This is a genomic window from Hominiventricola aquisgranensis (assembly GCF_040096225.1).
Taxonomy (GTDB): Bacteria; Bacillota; Clostridia; order Lachnospirales; family Lachnospiraceae; genus Hominiventricola; species Hominiventricola aquisgranensis.
Map to the genome: position 1 here is coordinate 124,562 of NZ_JBBMFC010000001.1, position 20,923 is coordinate 145,484.

The 20,923-nt window shown below is 46.4% G+C and carries 20 protein-coding genes and 1 tRNA gene; 20 read left to right on the forward strand and 1 reads right to left on the reverse strand.

Annotation, left to right across the window (positions count from 1 at the left end; genetic code table 11):
* The first annotated feature begins 40 nt into the window (after positions 1-40).
* The 11 genes from WMO62_RS00515 to WMO62_RS00565 all read left to right on the forward strand — a co-directional run bounded on the left by WMO62_RS00515 (position 41) and on the right by WMO62_RS00565 (position 9,945).
* Positions 41-128 (forward strand) — tRNA-Ser (locus tag WMO62_RS00515).
* A gap of 339 nt (positions 129-467) precedes the next feature.
* The gene (locus WMO62_RS00520; RefSeq protein WP_117496661.1) at positions 468-878 is read left to right on the forward strand and encodes a Sec-independent protein translocase subunit TatA/TatB; all 411 of its coding nucleotides are present in this window, start codon (positions 468-470) and stop codon (positions 876-878) included.
* Positions 875-1,051, forward strand: coding sequence for a Sec-independent protein translocase subunit TatA/TatB (locus WMO62_RS00525; protein ID WP_118438083.1), 177 nt, complete (start codon positions 875-877; stop codon positions 1,049-1,051). Before WMO62_RS00520 ends, WMO62_RS00525 begins: the two co-directional genes overlap by 4 nt.
* Entirely contained in the window at positions 1,029-1,823 is a 795-nt protein-coding gene (gene tatC / locus WMO62_RS00530; protein ID WP_178756724.1) for a twin-arginine translocase subunit TatC, read from the forward strand. The genes WMO62_RS00525 and tatC overlap by 23 nt, the downstream gene beginning before the upstream one ends.
* Before the next feature lie 3 nt (positions 1,824-1,826).
* The gene (locus WMO62_RS00535; protein ID WP_349143439.1) at positions 1,827-3,863 is read left to right on the forward strand and encodes an FAD-dependent oxidoreductase; all 2,037 of its coding nucleotides are present in this window, start codon (positions 1,827-1,829) and stop codon (positions 3,861-3,863) included.
* 85 nt (positions 3,864-3,948) lie between these two features.
* Positions 3,949-5,283, forward strand: a complete 1,335-nt coding sequence (rsxC, locus tag WMO62_RS00540; RefSeq protein WP_118438081.1) for an electron transport complex subunit RsxC — start codon at positions 3,949-3,951, stop codon at positions 5,281-5,283.
* Positions 5,284-5,297: 14 nt separating this feature from the next.
* The gene (locus WMO62_RS00545) at positions 5,298-6,845 is read left to right on the forward strand and encodes an RnfABCDGE type electron transport complex subunit D (protein WP_349143440.1); all 1,548 of its coding nucleotides are present in this window, start codon (positions 5,298-5,300) and stop codon (positions 6,843-6,845) included.
* A 12-nt stretch (positions 6,846-6,857) separates the two neighbouring features.
* Positions 6,858-7,535 carry an electron transport complex subunit RsxE gene (rsxE, locus tag WMO62_RS00550; RefSeq protein WP_117496666.1) on the forward strand — a complete coding sequence of 226 codons (678 nt, stop codon included), beginning with the start codon at positions 6,858-6,860 and terminating at the stop codon, positions 7,533-7,535.
* Positions 7,532-8,104 carry an electron transport complex protein RnfA gene (locus WMO62_RS00555; protein WP_349143441.1) on the forward strand — a complete coding sequence of 191 codons (573 nt, stop codon included), beginning with the start codon at positions 7,532-7,534 and terminating at the stop codon, positions 8,102-8,104. The genes rsxE and WMO62_RS00555 overlap by 4 nt, the downstream gene beginning before the upstream one ends.
* Positions 8,105-8,119: 15 nt before the next feature.
* Positions 8,120-8,908, forward strand: a complete 789-nt coding sequence (locus tag WMO62_RS00560; protein ID WP_349143442.1) for an RnfABCDGE type electron transport complex subunit B — start codon at positions 8,120-8,122, stop codon at positions 8,906-8,908.
* Positions 8,909-8,910: 2 nt separating this feature from the next.
* The gene (locus WMO62_RS00565; protein ID WP_349143443.1) at positions 8,911-9,945 is read left to right on the forward strand and encodes an FAD:protein FMN transferase; all 1,035 of its coding nucleotides are present in this window, start codon (positions 8,911-8,913) and stop codon (positions 9,943-9,945) included.
* 242 nt (positions 9,946-10,187) lie between these two features.
* Here the strand turns inward: WMO62_RS00565 and WMO62_RS00570 are convergent, their stop codons facing one another.
* Positions 10,188-11,927: an Rqc2 family fibronectin-binding protein gene (locus tag WMO62_RS00570; RefSeq protein WP_349143444.1), complete on the reverse strand. Its 1,740-nt coding sequence runs from the start codon at positions 11,925-11,927 to the stop codon at positions 10,188-10,190.
* 114 nt (positions 11,928-12,041) lie between these two features.
* Here WMO62_RS00570 and WMO62_RS00575 point away from each other — a divergent pair, with 114 nt between their 5' ends.
* The 9 genes from WMO62_RS00575 to WMO62_RS00615 all read left to right on the forward strand — a co-directional run bounded on the left by WMO62_RS00575 (position 12,042) and on the right by WMO62_RS00615 (position 20,923).
* Positions 12,042-12,920 (forward strand): YicC/YloC family endoribonuclease, encoded by an 879-nt coding sequence (locus WMO62_RS00575; RefSeq protein WP_117496680.1) that lies wholly within the window; start codon positions 12,042-12,044, stop codon positions 12,918-12,920.
* 22 nt (positions 12,921-12,942) lie between these two features.
* Complete coding sequence (gene gmk, locus WMO62_RS00580) at positions 12,943-13,575, forward strand: guanylate kinase (RefSeq protein ID WP_349143445.1); 633 nt, start codon at positions 12,943-12,945, stop codon at positions 13,573-13,575.
* A gap of 2 nt (positions 13,576-13,577) precedes the next feature.
* A complete protein-coding gene (rpoZ, locus tag WMO62_RS00585; RefSeq protein ID WP_118440030.1) occupies positions 13,578-13,832 on the forward strand; it encodes a DNA-directed RNA polymerase subunit omega in 255 nt (84 codons plus the stop codon).
* 36 nt (positions 13,833-13,868) lie between these two features.
* On the forward strand, positions 13,869-15,485 hold the full coding sequence (gene ptsP, locus WMO62_RS00590; protein ID WP_117496683.1) for a phosphoenolpyruvate--protein phosphotransferase: 1,617 nt from the start codon (positions 13,869-13,871) through the stop codon (positions 15,483-15,485).
* Positions 15,486-15,515: 30 nt separating this feature from the next.
* Positions 15,516-15,773, forward strand: a complete 258-nt coding sequence (locus tag WMO62_RS00595; protein ID WP_117496684.1) for an HPr family phosphocarrier protein — start codon at positions 15,516-15,518, stop codon at positions 15,771-15,773.
* A gap of 325 nt (positions 15,774-16,098) precedes the next feature.
* A complete protein-coding gene (locus tag WMO62_RS00600; RefSeq protein ID WP_118440028.1) occupies positions 16,099-17,262 on the forward strand; it encodes a CdaR family transcriptional regulator in 1,164 nt (387 codons plus the stop codon).
* Between the two features lie 2 nt (positions 17,263-17,264).
* Positions 17,265-18,236 (forward strand): leucine-rich repeat protein, encoded by a 972-nt coding sequence (locus WMO62_RS00605; RefSeq protein ID WP_349143446.1) that lies wholly within the window; start codon positions 17,265-17,267, stop codon positions 18,234-18,236.
* A gap of 24 nt (positions 18,237-18,260) precedes the next feature.
* A complete protein-coding gene (locus WMO62_RS00610; RefSeq protein ID WP_349143447.1) occupies positions 18,261-19,577 on the forward strand; it encodes a vWA domain-containing protein in 1,317 nt (438 codons plus the stop codon).
* Positions 19,574-20,923, forward strand: a complete 1,350-nt coding sequence (locus WMO62_RS00615; protein ID WP_349143448.1) for an AAA family ATPase — start codon at positions 19,574-19,576, stop codon at positions 20,921-20,923. Before WMO62_RS00610 ends, WMO62_RS00615 begins: the two co-directional genes overlap by 4 nt.

Here is a 20,923-nt window from a genome sequence, read left to right on the forward strand (position 1 = left end):
ATAGAATAATAAAGGTGAGTGCAGATGCACTCACCTTTTTGGAGACGTATCGAAGTGGCCATAACGAGCTTGACTCGAAATCAAGTTGTCGGGCAACCGGCACGTGGGTTCGAATCCCACCGTCTCCGCTGCCAGATGTAGCCAGCAGTGTTATTCTTTACTGCTGGTTATTTTATTTGGTTTTTATGAAATATGGTTTAATTATATGTTTCCTGTTGAAAAATACTAAAAAATATAGTAAGATTATGAAAGGAAAGTTAAAAGATGCTAAAAACACAAAGGATGACAATGATGTATCTCCGCAAATGCGGGGATATTTTTATGCAATTCTTTATGTTAAAAAAATGGCAATGGTATTCCGCATGGTTATGCCAGATGGAAATAACATCCATTGACACGGAAAAGGCATACATGGTACTTTTGGCAAATAACAAGCGGCATAAGATTCCGCCGGGAGGTGAAAGATTATGAGGATCGGAATGTCTGAGCTGGTCGTGATCCTGGTTGTTGCTCTGTTTGTACTGGGACCGGATAAACTTCCAGTCTATGCAAAAAAAATGGGAGAAGCGCTGGCTCAGTTCCGTAAATATTCAGATGAAGCTACAAAAGAGATCAGAGAAAGTGTGGTAGAGCCGCTGCAGGAAGCACAAAGACCGCTTCGGGAAGCAGTGGAGCCATTGAATGAACTGGATAAAGCAGTACGTTCAAATGTAAAGGATGTACAGAAATCGCTGGCTGATATCGGAAAAGTGACGCCGGAAAAACCGGAAAAAGAAGTGCAGAAAGAGTGTACGGAAGAAGCAGAGTCTGTGGAAGAAGAACCAACGACAGATGCAGAAGAAAATAAGGACGAGAAGCAGAAAAGAGGAGAACTATGAAAATTGGAACAACAGAACTTTTGATCATTTTAGCTGTTGTAGTGATCGTATTTGGACCTACACAGATCCCGAAGCTGACCCACATGTTTGGTAAAAGTGTAAAGGAATTCCGTAATGGAATGGAAGATGCGGAAGAAAAGGAGAAAGAGAGTGCCGACAGAAAGGACAACTAAGCACTCCAAAGAGCAGGAACAGGATGGGGAGATGAGTCTGTCCGGGCATCTGCGGGAATTGCGGAACCGAATCCTGGCCTGTGTGATCGTGCTTGTGGTGGCTATCCTGGCGGGACTTCACTATGCACCGCAGATTGTACAGGTTTTCCTTCAGATGGGAGAAGGTCTGGATTATGAGTTCGTATACATCGCACCGCAGGAGCTGATGCTTCAGTATTTTTATGTGTCATTCCTGTTCGGAATCTGTGTGACGATTCCGGTACTGCTTTATCAGGCATGGGCATTTATCCGGCCGGGGTTGAAAAAAAGCGAAAATTTTCTGTTTCTGATCGCAATGATATTTGGATTGTTGTGTTTTGGAGCAGGTGCGTGTTTTGCATATAAGATCATGCTTCCATTTATGCTTTATTTTTTCAACACTTTAAGTATTGGAAGCGGAGTCAGTGCTTATATCAGCGTACAAAACTATCTGTCTTTTTTACTGATGGTACTGATTATATTTGGAATTGTATTTGAACTTCCGATGGTATCAGTCGTATTAAACCGGCTGGGACTTTTGAAGGTGTCCTGGATGAAAGCAGGACGCAGGGTGGTGATCGTGGTGATCTTTGTAATCGCGGCACTGATCACTCCACCGGATATTGTATCGCAGATCACAGTGGCGGTGCCCGTGATCCTGTTGTACGAACTGAGTATTTTCCTTTGCTCGGTCTGTGAGAAGATCGGACATAGGAAAGAAGATCCAGAAGAAAATGAGAACGAAAGAGAGTAAACTATGACAAACAAAATTTCAAGAAGAACATTTGTAAAAGGTCTGGCAGCAGGAGCAGCCAGTGTAGCTGCACTGGGAGTGCTTGGCAGCGTGGAGATGAAATATTCCGCAGAAGGTTCAGATGCCGGATCCGGAGCAGGAACTATTCCGGTGCCAGCAGGAAATATGTCTTATACACCGGGAACCTATTCTGCAAGTGCAAAGGGAATTGCCAGTGACGTAACTGTCACCATGACTTTTGATGAGACCAGCATCACAGATGTACAGATCGATGTATCCGGCGAAACACCGGATATCGGTGGAAAGATCGGGGATGAGATGAGCCAGAAGATCCTGGCTGCACAGTCCTGCAACGTGGATGGTGTATCAGGTGCAACCGTAACTGCAGATGCCATTAAAGCCGCAGCTGCTGACTGTATTTCCCAGGCAAGTGGTCAGACCGTTGCTGTAGAAGAGGCACAGGAGTCGGCATCTTCCGACTGGCTGGGAACAGCACCGGAGATCGCAGAGGCAGATATTACAGAGACTGTTGACACCGAGGTACTGGTAGTCGGATGCGGAACCGGTGGATGGATCACCGCCATGACGGCAGCTGAAGAAGGTGCAAAGGTTCTGGTCGTTGAGAAGAGAGAGACAGCAACCGGTATCCGTGAAGATATCGGAGCGATCAATTCTAAATTACAGCAGGAAGCTATCCAGGAAAATCCGGAGCTGGCCATTGATAAAATGGAAGCCATGCAGGAACTGGTACGTTATGGTGCCGGTTATGTGGACAGCGATCTGATCCGTGTATGGATCAATGAGTCTGGCGAAATGGTAGACTGGCTGACAGATCTTCTGGAAAAATCCGGAAATTACTACATGAGCCTGGAAGGCGGTATTGGAAATACAGCTGATCCGGGAAGAGACAAGGCGTATGCAACCGGACACAGCCCGCATAAGACAGAAGCAGCAGCCAAGGATGATGTGATCACTCTGAACAGCACCTTCCAGCAGCATTGTGATGAACTGGGAGTAGAGTGGAAGCTCTCCACCTCTCTTGTAAAACTGGAGCAGGATGAAAATGGAAAAGTAACCGGTATCATTGCTCAGGATGGAAATGATGAGCATTATATTCGTATCAATGCTTCCAAGGGTGTGATCATCTGTGCAGGTGGTTATGCATGCAACACCGAGATGATGCAGGCACTGCAGCCGCAGACCCTGGAAATGAAGATCAACTACTCTTTGGGTTCTACCTGTGATGGATCCGGTATTAAAGCCATGATGTGGGCAGGAGCAGGACTGGATCCGACCCATGCATCCATGATGTTCAACCGTTGTTGCTGTCTGCCGACAGAGACTGCAGGCTATAAGACCAATGGCAAATGGTTCTGGTTTGGCGAGCAGCCGTTCCTGAAAGTAAATCTGAATGGAAAACGTTTCTGTAATGAGTCTGGCCCTTACGAGTTCATGCTTCATTCTATGGAGATGCAGCCGTATCATACCTACTGTGATATTTTTGATGCAAACAACAAACAGTATGCAGAGCAGTTTGATGAAGTGGGATGCTGCCGTCTGTTCCCGTTCCCGAACGGAGCTGCCAGCAACATGGGTTATGACTATGTATGGAGCAAAAATGAAGAGCTGATCGAGGCAGGATATCTTCAGAAAGCAAATACGCTGGAAGAACTTGCTGAAAAATTAAATATTCCGGTCGACAATTTTGTGGCGACCGTAAACCGATATAATGAACTGTGTGCAGCAGGTGTGGATGAGGATTATGGAAAAGAAAAACATCGTCTGACTCCGGTAGACACTGCACCATTCTATGGAATCCGTACGGGTGCATGGCATCTGACCACTCTGAACGGATGCCGCATCAACACAGATATGCAGGTATTGGATACCAATGGAGAGCCGATCGAGGGACTCTATGCGACCGGAGACTGCACAGGTGGTATGTTTGCTACCACTTATCCGAACCTGTTCACAGGACTTGCCTGCGGACGTACCATGACCTTTGGCCGTCATGCGGCTAAGCTCGTGGCAGCAAAATAAGATCAAATTTTTGCATACTTAACAGCCGTATCGCAGCAATGTATTGCGTGCAGGCTGTGTGAGGTATAGAAGGAGGAAAAGCCATATGTATAAGAAAACATTTCATGGCGGCGTGCATCCGTATGACGGAAAAGAATTTGCGCGTGATATTCCGTTTCAGACCTGGCTTCCCAAAGGCGATCTGGTTTTTCACCTGAATCAGCATATTGGAAAGCCGGCAAAACCACTGGTTCAAAAAGGAGACAGTGTACTGGCGGGACAGATCATCGCAGAAGCGGATGGCTTTGTATCAGCTAACATTATCAGTTCTGTTTCCGGAACCGTAAAGGCAATCGAGAAACGGGAGAATGTGCTTGGTACGACAGATCTTTCCATCGTGGTTGTGAACGACGGGCAGTATACGCTGTCTGAAGGCGTAGGAACAGAAGTGGACCCGACTACTCTGACCACACAGGAGATTCTGGAAAAAGTCAAAGCAGCAGGCATCGTAGGACTTGGCGGAGCAGGATTTCCAACTCATGTAAAGCTGGCACCAAAGGATCCGGCAGCGATCAAATATGTGATTGCCAACGGCGCTGAGTGCGAGCCCTATATTACCTGTGATGATCAGCTGATGCGAAACTATGCTGACGAGATCGTTGGGGGTCTGAAGATCATGCTTCAGCTCTTTCCGAATGCAGAAGGCGTGGTGCTGATCGAAGAGAACAAACCAGAAGCAATCGCAGCAGTTCAGAAAGTATGCGCCAATGAAAACAAGATCCATGTTCACCCGGTACATGTAAAGTATCCGCAAGGTGGTGAGCGCGCCATTATGGATGTGGTTGCAGGCAAGCATATTAAGTTAGGAATGCTCCCGGCAGATGTTGGATGTGTGGTAGATAACGTGGCAACTGTTCGCGCTATCTATCGTGCAGTTGCGAAAACAGAGCCGTTAATGGAAAGAGGATTCACAGTATCCGGTGACGGTGTCAACAAACCATGTAACCTGATTGTGAAGATTGGTACCAGCTTTGAAGAAATGCTGGAAGCAGCAGGTGGATTCAAGGATGGTGAGGAGCCGGAGAAGATTCTGTGCGGCGGTCCGATGATGGGATTTGCAATGCCGTGGCTGTCAGCAGCAGTGAATAAGAACAACAATGCTCTGACTGTTCTGAAAAAAGATCCGGTGGCTGAGGCAGAGAAGCAGCAGACCGCATGCTTACGCTGTGGACGCTGTGGTCAGGTCTGTCCGATCGGTCTGGTTCCGCAGATGATGGCGGCAGCTGCAGAGAAAAAAGATTATGCACGTTATGAGAAGAAACTGTATGGACTGGAGTGTATTGCCTGCGGTTCCTGTACATTCACCTGTCCGGCAAAACGTCCGCTGATGCAGCTGTTCAAGCAGACAAAAGCCGAGATCATGGCGGCTAAGAGAAGATAAGGGGGAGGAAAAAGATGAGTAAATTATACAATGTTTCTTCCAGCCCGCATGTAAGAAGCAAGCTGACGACCGGAATCGTTATGTATGACGTAATCCTGTGTCTTCTGCCTGCAACCGTCATGGGTATCTGGCATTTCAAACTGCAGGCACTGATGGTGATCGCAGCTTCGATCGTATCAGCCATGCTGGCAGAATTTGTATTTAATTACATAGCACACAGAAAAAATACACTGATGGATGGCAGTGCCATTGTGACAGGACTTCTTCTGGCACTGTGTCTTCCGGCAAGCGTACCGCTTTATATCCCGTGCCTGGGAGCTGTATTTGCGATTATCGTTGCAAAGAACCTGTTCGGAGGCCTTGGACATAACTTTATGAACCCGGCACTGGCCGGACGTTGTTTTCTGCTGATCTCCTTCAGCGGCATTGTTGCAAATTATGCAGTGGACGGATACAGTTCAGCAACTCCGCTGGCTCAGATGGCAGCAGGCGAGACAATAAGCATCACGCAGATGTTTGTTGGAAATACCAGTGGTGTTATAGGAAACTCTGCGATTGCTTTATTTATCGGCGGTATGATTCTATGGGCAATGGGTGGCATCACCTTTGAGATCCCTGCAGCGATCCTGGTAAGCTTTACCGCATTTGTCGTACTGTTCGGCGGACAGGGATCCAATTTGAATTTCCTGCTGGCACATCTGGCAGGCGGCGGTGTGATCATGGCAGCCTTCTTTATGGCAACCGATCCGGTTACCAGCCCGGTCACTTCAACCGGACAATTGCTTTATGGTATTCTGATCGGTATCCTGTGCGGTGTATTCCGTATCTTCGGAAGCTCTGCTGATTCCGTCAGCTACGCAGTTGTCATTGGTAATATGGTAACTCCACTGATCGATGAGATCTCCGTACCGGTTCCGTATGGCTGCAGAAAACAGAAGGAAGAGGGAGAGAAGAGATTCCCGATTCCGAAAGCAGCTGTGATCCTCTGTGTAATCACCCTGATCGCAGGTGTCTGCTTAAGTGGTGTACATGAGATGACAGCAGAGACCATTGCAGAACAGCAGCTGGCAGCAAGCGCAGCTTCCTATAAGGAAGTATGCCCGGAGGCTGAGACCTTTGAGCATGATGATACATTGAGTGCAGCAGTAGAAGCACTTGATGGAGAGGTATATGGTACTTCCTATGGAAAGGTATATATTAATGATATTATCGTAGGAAAAGATGCATCTGGAAACACCGCAGGTTATGTATTCAGCGTGACCAGCGCAGATGGATATGCAGGAAATATCACGATCTCTGTTGGAATCTCTGCAGACGGTACGGTCAATGGCATCTCCTTCACTGAACTGAATGAGACTGCAGGTATGGGTATGCTCTGTGCAGAGCCGGAGTTCAAGGATCAGTTCAACGGCGTACAGACCGATCAGTTCACATTGAACAAGGCAGGAGATTCTACATCTGAGACAGATATCAACTCTGTATCCGGTGCATCCACCTCTTCAGGAGCTATTGTCAACGCAGTCAATGCTGCACTGGATTTCTATGCAGCAAATGTGAAGTAGGAGGTCTGGAATATGAAACCGTGGGTAGAACGTATCTATAATGGTATTGTAAAAGAAAATCCGTCCTTTGTACTGATGCTTGGTATGTGTCCGACGCTGGCAGTTACCACGTCGGCTTCCAATGGTATCGGTATGGGACTTTCCACGATGGCGGTACTGATCGTATCCAACCTGATCATTTCACTGGTTCGTAAGATCGTTCCGGATGATGTACGTCTCCCGGCATACATCGTAATCGTGGCTTCACTGGTAACAGTGGTTGAGCTTCTGATGGAAGCCTATACCCCGTCCATTTACAGCGCTCTTGGAATCTACATTCCGCTGATCGTTGTAAACTGTATCATCCTTGGACGTGCAGAGGCATATGCATCCAAGAATCCCCCGTTCCTGTCTGTAATGGATGGTGTCGGCATGGGTCTGGGATTCACGATCGCCCTGCTTCTGATTGGTATGGTAAGAGAACTTGTGGGAGCAGGAACTCTGTTTGGTATGCAGGTAACTCCGGAAGCCTATAATCCAGTCGGTATCTTTGTAAAAGCTCCGGGTGCATTTCTGGTACTGGCATTCCTGGTTGCGATCATGAATGCAGTAGGCATGAAAACCCGCGCCAATAAAGTGGTGGAAGGCTGTGACGGCTGCTGTGCTGCCTGCTCTCAGTCCTGCACGGATAAGAAGGAGGAAAAAGCATGACATCCTTGATTATGATCGTGGTGAGCAGTGCTCTGGTCAGCAACGTAGTGCTCAGCCAGTTCCTTGGAATCTGCTCATTCTTAGGTGTATCCCGGCAGATCAAGACATCAGCCAGCCTTGGAGGCGCAGTTATCTTCGTTATTACCATTGCTTCTGCAGTGGCAAGCCTTTTATATGATTATGTACTGCTTCCGCTGAACCTTGATTATCTGAAGACTATCGTGTTCATTCTGGTTATTGCAGCTCTGGTACAGTTAGTAGAAATGTTCCTGAAAAAGACCTCCCGTGCTATCTATGAGGCGCTGGGAATCTATCTTCCGCTGATCACTACCAACTGTGCAGTTCTCGGTGTGGCACTGACCAATGTACAGAATGGTTACAACCTGCTTGAGAGTGTTCTGTGTGGATTTGGTACAGCACTTGGTTATACCATCGCTATTGTACTTCTGGCAGGTATCAGAGGCAGACTGGATGAAGAAGCCATCCCGGCACCGTTCCGCGGAGCTCCGATCGTGCTTCTGTGCGCAGCTCTGATGTCAATTGCATTCATGGGCTTTAGTGGTCTGTAACAGGGGGATAAGAATATGCAGGAAATTATCATTACGACTGTAGTGATCGGTGTGATCGGTCTTATTATCGGTATTGCACTGGTAGCTGCAGGAAAGAAATTTTATGTGGCAGTGGATGAGAAAGCCATTGCAGTCAGAGAGTGTCTCCCGGGAAACAATTGCGGTGCCTGTGGTTATGCTGGCTGCGATGCAGTGGCAGCAGCGATTGCAGCAGGAGATGCTCCGGTCAACGCCTGCCCGGTCTGTTCTGCAGATGCAGTAGCTAAGATCGGTGGAGTTATGGGTGTGGAGGCAGAAGCAGCCGAGAGAAAGACCGCACAGGTTAAATGTTCTGGTGATTGTGAGCATACTTCTGCAAAATGTAATTATGTGGGAATCGAGGACTGTCGTGCAGCAGCACTGGCAGGATTGAACACGGGATCCTGTACTTTCGGATGTCTGGGTTATGGTTCCTGTGTAAAAGTCTGTACCTATGATGCAATCCATGTAGTAAACGGCATGGCGAAAGTGGATACATCCAAATGTGTTGGCTGCGGCATGTGTGCAAAAGCCTGCCCAAAAGGTCTCATTGAGGTGCTGCGTGCTGACAGAACATTTGTAGTTCAGTGTTCTAATAAGGACAGAGGTCCTGCAGTGAAAAAAGTTTGTTCAGCAGGATGTTTAGGATGCGGAGCCTGTGTAAAACAGTGTGAGCATGATGCAATTCATTTGGAAGGAAATCTGGCATATATCGATTATGACAAATGCGTGGGCTGCGGTAAATGCGCAGAGAAATGCCCTGCAAAAAATATTGTCAGACAGTAATTATGGATCGAAGACCGATATTATTCGGACTGGGAATTGTGACAGCCGGCATCATTGCCGGCTGTTTCCTTCAGTACCGGAATGAAACAACAAATAAAGAATGTACCAGGCAGCTATTTGCCATGGATACGGTCATGTCTTTCACTGCTTATGGGAAGAACAGTGAACAGGCTGTGGATGCAGCCATGAAAGAAGTCCAGAGACTGGATGACCTGTTGTCCACTGGTCATCCAGACAGCGAAGTATCTCAGATCAATACCAGGGGGAATGGAACACTGTCAAAAGACACGGAGGCGATTCTGACAGAAGCCATGGAGATCTACAGGGAGACGGACGGACTCTTTGATGTGACGATCTATCCGCTGATGCAGTTGTGGGGTTTCCCGACACAGAAATATCATGTGCCTGCGGAGTCAGAGCTTCAGGAAGCACTGGCGAAAGTAGACGCATCTCAGGTTGTGATAGATGGAGATCAGGTGTCTCTTGGAACCAATCAGGAGATGGATCTGGGAGGAATTGCCAAGGGATATACATCTGCACGGGTCATGGAAATCTTCCGGGAATATGGTATTACATCAGGAATGGTGTCTTTAGGTGGAAATGTGCAGACATTGAACACACGGCCGGATGGAAAACCATGGCAGATCGGAATCCAGAATCCCAATGGGCAGCAGGGATCTCTCCTGGCAGTCCTGTCTGTGGAAAATAAAGCAGTCATCACGTCCGGTGGTTACGAGCGATATTTTGAAGAAGATGGAAATACGTACATTCATATTCTGAATCCGAAGACCGGTTATCCGGCAGACAGTGGACTTGTGTCCGTGTCAGTTATATCAGAAAATGGCATGCTTGCAGATGCACTGTCCACATCCCTCTATCTGATGGGAGAAGAGCAGGCAGCGGGATACTGGCGAACTCATGCAGATGAGTTTGACATGATACTGGAGACTGAAGACGGAACAATGTATGTTACAGAAGGAATCAGTCAGGAAATTCAGACAGACAACACTACGATTGTGTTGAATACAGAAGAATAAAAGTTTTGGAATACAATATAGCCACAGTTGTCGAATAAAAGCTCGTATGACGTGTATCGGACAAAGCAATCTTTGTGTATCGTCTGGATACGTACACCTACCGTGTACGCACCAGCCGACACACGAAGCTCACGTATGTTCGCTCCAAGTCATACAGCGCAGTTTATTTCGACAGCCGCGGCTATTTTAGTTCGTGAAACTTTTATTCGACAGCCGCAGCTATTTTGAAGCTAATGAATTTTTTAATTGACTAACTGGATTCCACTGATATCAGGTTCGATCATCATAGAGTAATTGGTATAATATACCACGAATCCCGGCTTGGAACCATTGGGTTTCTTCACCTGTTTTTTCTCCACGTAATCGATCTCCACTTTCTCACTGTCCCGGAGACTGGAGTAATAGGCGGCCAGTCTGGCAGCTTCTTCAAACGTACGGTCCGGAAGTTCGACACCGTCAGCCTTTACGATCACATGGGAGCCGGGAGCTCCTTTTGCATGGAACCACCAGTCATTTCCTTTGGCAAACTGGAAGGTCAGTTCATCATTTTGAAGATTATTTTTTCCCACATACATATGGAAACCATCCGAAGAAATATAGTGGAACGGTTTGGAAGTGATCTTTGGGCGTTTGCTGCCGGAAGGACGTTTGCGGATATAACCGGATTCCATCAGTTCTTCGCGGATCTGGGTCAGATCCTCCTCCTGAAGCGCAATATCAAGAGCTGTCTGGATGGAGCGCAGATGCTGGATCTCTTCATCGGTCTCTTTCAAAAGAGCGGTAACCGCTTCAAAGGTTCTCTTTAATTTTCCATATTTATCAAAATATTTTGTGGCATTTTCCTGCACCGGGATCTGTGGATCCAGAGGGATCGTGATCTCCTCGCCGGTGTAGTAGTTCAGTGCCTGAAAACTCTTACTTCCCTGAGGTACATCATATCCATAGGTGTTGATCAGTTCCCCATAGATCCGGTATTTTTCACGTTTTTCCGTATCCTTCAGCTGCTTGGCCTGCAGATCGTATTTTTTGATATTTCGCTCCAGAGCTGTCTGCACGATTCGGCGAAGATCTGTGGATTTCTGGCGGATACGGGTGACCGTATTCCGTTCGGCATAATACTGCTCCAGCATGGAGGAAACTGTTGGAAAATGCTCACATCTGCAGTTGTCATAGATACTTAAAGGCAGACAGGAAAATTCCACAGGAACCTTTCCTTCATAATAAATGGAAGGTTCATAGCCTCCTTCGCGGACAGGATCCAGATATCTTCCAAATGTACGATACAGATGAATCAGTTCTTCTGGCTCGTAGGAAGTGGCTGGCCGGTCAGAATCCAGAGATGCCAGATGACAGATCTCCTCGGATGCGATGGGGCTTAAACCGGTGATCGACGTGTAAAGTGCCTTGGATAATTTGCAGGATTTTTCCGCCACTCGTCTGACAAAATCTTCTTCTGTCAAAGTGAACGGATTTGCTTTGTCCTGAGTATCAGGGATAAAATACGGACGGCCCGGAAGAACTTCCCGGACCGAGCTTACCTGGGCGGAAATATGCTTGATACTGTCGATGATCTGATCCTGCTCATTGCAGAAAATAATATTGCTGTATTTTCCCATGAGCTCGACGATCAGAAATTTACGGCACTGATCACCCATTTCATCCAGATGCTCAATCTCAAAACGGAGAATACGCTCCATGGAAGGCTGAGTCACTGCAATGATACGGCCGCCGCTGATGTGCTTACGGAGAAGCATACAGAAATTCGGGGCAGTCAGAGGACTCGGCTTATTGGTCTGGGTCAGATAGACCAGTGGAAGACTGGCACTGGCAGATAAAAGCAGCCGGAAATTTCCTTCCTGAGATTTTATTGTCAATAGAAGTTCATCTGTTTCCGGCTGTGCAATCTTGGAAATACGGCCGCCGGACAGATTTTTATGAAGTTCATGCGCCATACAGGCAACAGTTATACCATCAAAAGCCATAAAATTGTTCTCCTTTATCGCCATCTATTATACTTGACGCAAATTGTGAAATCAACTATAATAAATTAGACTATGGCGAGGAGTCTTCTTCGCATTTTGTATGGGGACGATAAGATGATAAAAAGTATGACCGGATTTGGCCGGTGTGAAGTGTCGGAGGACAGTAAAAAGATCACAGTGGAGATGAAGTCTGTCAATCATCGCTATCTGGATCTTGGCATTAAGATGCCTAAAAAGCTGAATGCCTTCGAGGCAGATATTCGTGCGCTTCTGAAAGAGTATATTCAGAGAGGAAAAGTGGATGTTTACATCACTTATGAAGATTTAAGTGGCAGCGATGAGACGCTTTGTTATCATGAGGATGTGGCAGCTCAGTATGTGGAATATTTCCAGAAGATGGCAGAGAAGTTCAACCTGAGAAATGATCTGTCCGCATCTGTTCTGGCACGTTGCCCGGAGGTGCTGGTGATGGAAGACCAGCAGGAAGATGAGGATGAGATCTGGCATCTGGTGGAAAAGGCAGTCCGCGGAGCAAGTGAGCAGTTTGTGGCAGCACGGATCCGTGAAGGTGAGAGCCTGAAGACAGATCTTCTTGCAAAGCTTGATGAGATGAGTTCACTGGTGGATTTTGTGGAGCAGCGTTCTCCGCAGATCGTTGCGGAATATCGTGCAAAGCTGGAGACCCGTGTCAAAGAACTTCTGGCAGAAGCAGCATTTGATGAAAGCCGGATCGTGGCAGAAGTGTCTATGTTTGCAGATAAGATCTGTGTGGATGAAGAGCTGGTTCGTCTGCGCAGTCATATTGATGCAACTAAGGCAGCCCTTAAGGCAGGTGGTAATGTAGGTAGAAAACTGGACTTCATCGCGCAGGAGATGAACAGGGAAGCCAATACTACATTATCAAAGTCCAATGATATTCAGATTTCTGACTGTGCCATTGAGATCAAGACAGGTATTGAGAAAATCAGAGAACAGATTCAGAACTTAGAATAGAATAAGAAAGGGAGCTGTTTTTATGAACAGACAGGGAATACTGATCGTTGTATCCGGCTTCTCCGGTGCAGGCAAGGGTACGATCATGAAGGCACTTACCGAACGTTATGAGGGATATGCGTTATCGGTTTCAGCAACGACCCGTTCACCAAGACCTGGAGAGGAAGATGGAAAATCATATTTTTTCAAGAGCGTGGAAGAATTTGAGCAGATGATCGCTGATGGTGCGCTGATCGAATATGCACGTTATGTTTCTAATTATTATGGAACACCGAGAAGCTATGTGGAAGAGCAGCTGGCAGCAGGTCATGATGTGATTCTGGAAATTGAGATCCAGGGAGCAAGAAAGATCAAAGAGCAGTATCCGGATGCGGTGCTTTTGTTTGTGACGACCAATGATGCACAGACATTGAAAGATCGACTGACTGGAAGAGGAACGGAATCAGAGGAAGTTATCCGCAACAGATTGTTAAGAGCTGCACAGGAGGCAGAAGGCATCGAAGAGTATGACTATCTGGTAGTAAATGATGATCTGGATACTTGTGTTAATGAGGTGCATGGAATTATTACGAGCGAACATCTGAAGATGAGACGCCGTCTGGAATTTGTTACTAATATCAGAGAAGACCTTCAGGGTCTGATGAAAGGAGAATAATTATGTTACATCCGTCTTATACAGACTTAATGGAAACTATCAACAGCGAGACCGAGGGCGACACCCCGGTAGTTAACAGCCGTTATTCTATCGTGCTTGCAACTGCAAAGAGGGCAAGACAGCTGATCGCAGGTGAGGAAGCTTATGTAAATGCAAAAGGCAAAAAACCGTTGTCTATTGCTGTTGAAGAGATCAGCAAAGGATTTGTTACAATCGAACCGGAAACAACAGATGAAAACGAGGGGCAGACGGAGTAGACGGTTCATGTAAATAAATATTTCTGGAGGAACGACATGATCGTAAGAGAAGGAAAAAGCGTATTTAAAGGCGTTGCCATTGGCAAGATCTTTGTTTACAAAAAAGCTGACAACGCAGTAAAAAAGGAGACAGTTGCAGATACCGCAGCTGAGATGGCTCGTTTTGAAGCAGCAAAGGAGAAAGCTTTAGGACAGCTTAAAGGACTTTATGAGAAAGCCCTGAAGGATGTAGGAGAAGAAGAGGCTATGATCTTTGATGTTCATCAGATGCTTCTTGATGATCCGGATTATAATGATTCCATCAAAGATATCATAGAAAATGAGAAAATGAATGCAGAGTACGCTGTATTCATGACTTCTGAGCAGTTTGCTGCCATGTTCCTGAGCATGGATGATGATTATATGAGAGGACGTGCTGCAGATATCAAAGATATCTCTGAGCGTGTGATCTCTATCCTGAACGGAAGCCAGGTAAGCCCGGAGGCTATGCCGGAGCCGGTGATCATTGTGGCAGAGGATCTTGCTCCAAGCGAGACTGTTCAGTTTGAAAAAGACAAGCTCCTTGCGCTGGTTACCCAGAAAGGATCTTCCAACTCTCATACTGCAATTCTGGCAAGAACCATGAATATTCCGTCCCTGGTAACAACAAATATCGAGATCGATACCGCTTATGATGGACGTACAGCAATCGTGGATGGCTTTACAGGTCTGATCTATATTGATCCGGACGAAGAGACCATGGAGAAGATGAAGGAGAAAAAAGCACGTGCAGATGAGCAGCGCGCACTTCTTCAGGAAATGAAAGGAAAAGAGACAGTTACCTTAAGTGGAAAACATATTCATCTGTATTCCAATATCGGTGGAATCCAGGATGTGGATGCTGTTCTTGAGAACGATGCAGAAGGTATCGGCCTGTTCAGAAGTGAGTTCCTGTATCTTGGATGTGATGATTATCCAAGTGAGGAAGTACAGTTTGAGGCATATAAGACAGTTCTTTCCCGTATGAACGGTAAGAAAGTTATCATCCGTACCATGGATATCGGTGCAGATAAACAGATTGATTACTTCAATCTTCCGAAAGAGGACAACCCGGCACTTGGATATCGTGCGATCCGTATCTGTCTGACCAGAGAGGATATCTTCCGTACACAGCTTCGTGCACTGTATCGTGCATCTGCTTACGGAACCCTGTCCATCATGTTCCCGATGATCATCTCTGTCAAAGAGATTACCAGAATTAAAGAGATCGTGGAAGAAGTTAAACTAGAGCTGGCCAGAGAAGAGCAGCCGATGGGCGAGGTTGAGCTTGGTATTATGATCGAGACTCCTGCAGCAGCAGTGATTAGTGATCTGCTTGCTCCGCATGTAGATTTCTTCAGTATCGGAACCAATGACTTAAGCCAGTATACATTGGCAATTGACCGTCAGAATCAGTCTCTGGATTCCTTCTTTGATCCGCATCATGAGGCAATCCTTCGTCTGATCCAGCTGACCATTGAGAATGCACACAAATACGGTGCATGGTGTGGTATCTGTGGAGAGCTTGGCGCAGATATGGAGCTGACTGCAAAATTCATTCAGATGGGAATCGATGAGCTGTCTGTTTCCCCGGGATATACACTGGAGCTTCGCAAACGCATTCGCGAGTGCTAATAGATAATAAGATAAAAGGAGATTAGAATTATGAAATCATTTACTTACACTGTACAGGATGAACTTGGACTTCACGCAAGACCGGCAGGACTTCTTGCAAAACTGGCAGCAGGCTGCACCAGCACCATTACTATTGATAACGGAACCAAAAAAGCAGACGCTAAAAGACTGATGGCAATCATGAGCATGGGCGTTAAAAAAGGTCATACTGTTACTGTTACTGTTGAGGGTGACAACGAAGAAGCTGATTTCGAGACTGTTGAGAAATTCTTCAAAGAAAATCTGTAATTCTTCAGAACCATGCACATGCCCGTAAATATGGAACTCATGCTTGCATGAAGGCACATATTTCGGAGCATGTATATGACGAGAAGCCATACATGAGCAAAATATAAGCCTCGTCAGAGGCTGTTTTGCGAATGTGGTTCTGGAGTTAAACAAACAGCGCAGGGCGCCGACATGGAGAGGTCTCTCCTGCGGCGCCCTTATTTTACGTGAGCAACGAGCCAAAGTCTGTGTCTGCACAGGATCTTGGCGACTGCAGCGAGAACTTGAAAAACTTGCAGAGAGAGTTTCTTAAAGATATACAGACTACCTGAGGTGGGAGGATAATATGCAGCTTTCGAGACATAATGCTGAGATAATCGTAAAGGAATTGAACACGATCATCAATGACAAAATTAATATGATGAATGAAAAAGGGGTTATTATCGCCAGTACTGATCAGGAGCGTATCGGTCAGGAGCATGAAGGAGCAAAGCGGATCATTAACGACCGGCTGGAGGAATTGATCATCCATTCTCATGATAGATATGAGGGAAGTCTTGAAGGGGTGAACTATCCCATTATCATATCCAATGAGATTATTGGTGTGGTAGGTATCACAGGCCCATATAATAAAGTGGCAAAATATGGACAGATCACGAAAAAAATGACGGAGATCCTGATCCAGGAGATTTCCATCAAAGAACAGAAGAGTATGGATGAAAATCTTAGAAGCCGTTTTGTGGGAGAATGGCTTCAGAATGAAAATGTCATTATCAATACAAATTTTGTGGAACGTGGTCGAAGGATGGGACTGGAGATTACGAATCCACGGCGTGTTATCATTATTTCTGTTTTTGACAATGGTACAGGTTCTGATTCGCTGGATGAAATGCGAAAAGTGGAACGTGTGGAAGAGAGGGTCAAAAATGTGATTCGAAGACTGGATCCAGATAGCATTTATATGAAATCTTCGTCTAATCTGGTATTTGCGATTACCAATCGGAAGGATTCGGAGATTGGTAAAATCAGTGAAATGCTGCGCAGTACAGTGGAAGAACAGCCGGATATGAAGGTGGTTATTGGAATAGATGATAAATGTCGTCCATATACCATGATGCACATTTCCTATTCCAAAGCTTATAAAGCATTGCAGTCTTGCCTGCGGACCAAGGGAGAGGGAATCCGTTTTTATAGTGATATTAATATGGAAATCTTTACGGATGAGATCTCGGATATGTCCAAGAAAGAATATGTTCAGAAACTATTTTCTGGATATGAAAGGGAAGAACTGGCGGAAACAGTCGGATTGCTGGAGACATTATATGATCTGGAAGGGTCGATCACGGCCGCTGCAGAAAAACTTCATATGCATAAGAACACCCTTCAATATAAATTACGAAGAATCTATGAAAGAACAGGCTATGATCCTCGCTCTATTCGTTGGTCTTCATTATTCTATATTGCCATTGATTTTTATCGAGAAATCAGAAACCTGATCGGAGAAGAATAGAAATGTATCTGGAAATTGACTATGAGGAACGGAATTCGGGAATTCGGATCTGGAGATGCCGCGGATATGGAGAAGTTCTGAAAGTGCCGGAGATGCTCGAAGGAAAAATGGCGACAGAATTGGCACCTTATGCGTTATCCTCTTCCAGACCAGCTGAGGAGCCAGATCCGTCTGTCATAAAGCATGTAGTGCTGAAACCGGAAGAGAAGGGTTTTGGGGAGCCTTCTGAGTTGTGTGGAAAGCAGCTGACAGAAGTATACCTTCCATCAGGCCTTCGTCTGATCGGGGATTATGCATTTTATTTCTGCAGGAATCTGAAAGTCATTCATTTTCATGGAAATATAGAAGAGGTGGGTGGCGGAGCCTTCATGTGGTGTCGGGCAGTGGAACAGATCACGTTCCATGAGGTCACACCTGCGGAGAATGGTGTGTCAAAGGTGCTGGGAGAGCTGACCCAGGAGCTGGAGACAGAGATATTTTATACAGATGGCATGCAGGTGCGGCTGACATTTCCTGAATACTATGAGGAAGCGGTGGAGAATACACCGGCCAGAATCATTGACACGCACTGGCATGGTTCTGGTTACAAATATCGCCAGTGTTTTCCAGAGACGAAATTAAATCTGAGGTTATACGATGAATTATTTCCGTATGCAGTTGCCAATGAATTTGGTGATACCTGTATGAATCTGGCATTGAACCGTCTGCGGACACCGGTACAGCTGTCAGAAAAGGCGAGAGAACAGTATCTGGATTACCTTGGAGGACAGATGCAGCACCTGCTTGAAAGGACGATCAAGGAGCAGGATCTGGAAACACTGGAACTTCTGTGTGAGCAGGAGTTGCTCAGTGAAGAGAATATGAGCCAGGCAGCAAAGCTTGCCGCCGGGCAGGGGGCTGCGGAACTGGGCAGTTATCTGCTGGAAGAAAAGCGGAAGAGATTCCGACCAGTGAAGAAGACATTCGATTTGTAGAATTGACAAAAAGGAACAAATAATATGGCATATGAGATTGAACAACGGTTTGAACATATTGGAACAGAAATCCTGGAAGCTTCCAGAAATGCGCTCTATATCAATATGCGGTATCTGGATGTGGCACTTTCAGGCCTTGCATGGGGGATGACTACAGATATTTCGAGAATCGGAACTGACGGGCTGAGACTTTTGTATGAGCCTCATTATCTGGCAGATCTGTATCGAAAGCATCCGATGCTGGTCAACCGGGTGTATCTTCATATTATTTTTCATTGTGTGTTCCGGCATATTCTGCGCCCTTGTCCAAAGGATCAGAAACGATGGCATCTGGCCTGTGATGTGGCAGTGGAATCGTTGATTGATGGCATGCATCACCGAAGCATTCGAATGAGTGTATCACCTCTTCGCAGATCCCTTTATCAGGAACTGCGAAAGGAACTGAAGGTGTTGACAGCAGAGGGTATTTACCGGATCCTTGGAAAAATGGATTTAAATGAGGTTCGTCTGCAGCGGCTTGCAGAAGAATTTTCTTTGGATGACCATACGTACTGGCCGGCTCCGCCTGAGCGGAATGATAAACAGCCCATCCCACCCAATGCCATGATGAGGACTATTCAGAAGAAGTGGGATGACGTCAGTTCCCGAATGCAGACAGAGCTGACCATGGGTCGGGAGAGCGGTCAGGAAGACGGTGATCTGGTGGACGAGCTGGCAGTGGAAAACCGGGAACGATATGACTACAAAGAGTTTCTGCGGAAATTTGCAGTACTTAAGGAAGAGACAGAGATCGATCCAGATTCTTTTGATTATGTATTTTACAGCTACGGACTAAGAGTTTATGGAAATATGCCGTTGATCGAACCGCAGGAATGGAGAGAAGTCAAGAAGATCGAGGAATTTGTGATCGTGATCGATACATCCATGTCCTGCAGCGGTGAACTGGTGCGGAAGTTTCTGGAGGAGACCAGACAGGTCCTGAGTGATTCTGGTAGTTATTTTAAGAAAGTACATATTCGGATCCTTCAGTGCGATGATCAGGTGCGTTCGGATCAGCTGATCACCTCAGCGGAAGAACTGAAAGCCTATATGGAACATCTGAAGCTGTACGGCAATGGTGGAACAGATTTCCGTCCGGCATTTACCTATGTGAATCAGCTTCTGGCCGCTGGTGAATTTCAGAATTTGAAAGGACTTTTGTATTTTACAGATGGAAAAGGAACATTTCCGGGAAAACGTCCGCCCTATGAGACGGCATTTATTCTGTTCCGGGAGGACTATAAGGAAGTGACAGTTCCAGCATGGGCGATCCGGCTGGTTCTGGACGAGGAGGACTTATGAATATCAAACGTGCAAAACAGGAGATCAAAAATACGATCCGGGCCTATCAGCTGAAGAATGCAGATGGTACTTATCGGATTCCATCGATCCGGCAGCGTCCGGTGCTGCTCATGGGACCGCCTGGTGTGGGTAAGACTCAGATCATGGAACAGATTGCGGAAGAATGCGATCTGCCATTAGTGTCGTATACGATCACCCATCATACGAGACAGAGCGCCATTGGTCTTCCATTTATCCAGCAAAAAGAATATGGTGGGAAGACCTATTCTGTAACGGAATATACCATGAGCGAGATCATTGCATCTGTCTATGACCGGATGGAAGAGACGGGCAAGCAGGAAGGTATTCTGTTTATTGATGAGATCAACTGTGTGTCAGAGACACTGGCACCGACTATGCTGCAGTTTCTGCAATGTAAGACCTTTGGAAATCAGAAGGTTCCAGCAGGCTGGGTCATTGTGGCGGCAGGCAATCCGCCGGAGTACAATAAGTCGGTCCGTGAGTTTGATATTGTGACCTTGGACCGTGTGAAGAAGATCAGTGTAGAAGCAGATTTTCCAGTGTGGAAAGAATTTGCCTATGAGCAGAAGATCCACGGAGCCATCATTTCTTATCTGGAGATCCGCCAGGAGAATTTCTGCAGGATTGAGACTACCGTAGATGGAAAACGGTTTGTGACACCAAGAGGCTGGCAGGATCTGTCGGAAATGCTCTATGTTTACGAAGAGCTGGGGATTACCATAGATCAGGAAGTGGTGGGACAGTATCTGCAGAACGCCAGAGTTGCCAAGGACTTTGCGGCATATCTGGATCTGTATGCGAAATACAGGACAGATTATCAGGTGGATGGCATCCTGAAGGGAATCTGGAAGCCATCAGCGATTGAAAAATTAAGATATGCACAGTTTGATGAGCGTCTCAGTGTGATCGGACTTCTGATCAGCCGTCTGGGTGAGATATTCTCGGAGGTACAGACACTGGATGAGCAGGTGACTGCATGCTACGAGGAGCTGAAGCGGAAAAAAGCAGAAGAAGGAGAGCTGGATGAGCAGATCCGAGCAGCCTTTCAGACTTCCGTGGAAGAACGGGAACAGCGGATCAGCGAGGCTGCCGAGAATCTGGAGTGTGCGTTCGATTTCTGCGAGACGGCATTTGGGGAAGGTCAGGAACTGGTCGTATTTGTTACGGAGCTGACGGTTAATCGTTACAGTGCATGGTTTATCGGTGAAAATGGCTGTGACCGTTATTATAAATACAACAAAGGACTTCTGTTCCGGGAACGTCAGAAAGGCATTCTGGAAGAGATGGATGAAGTACGTGATCTGATGGAGGGAAGAAAGGAGTAA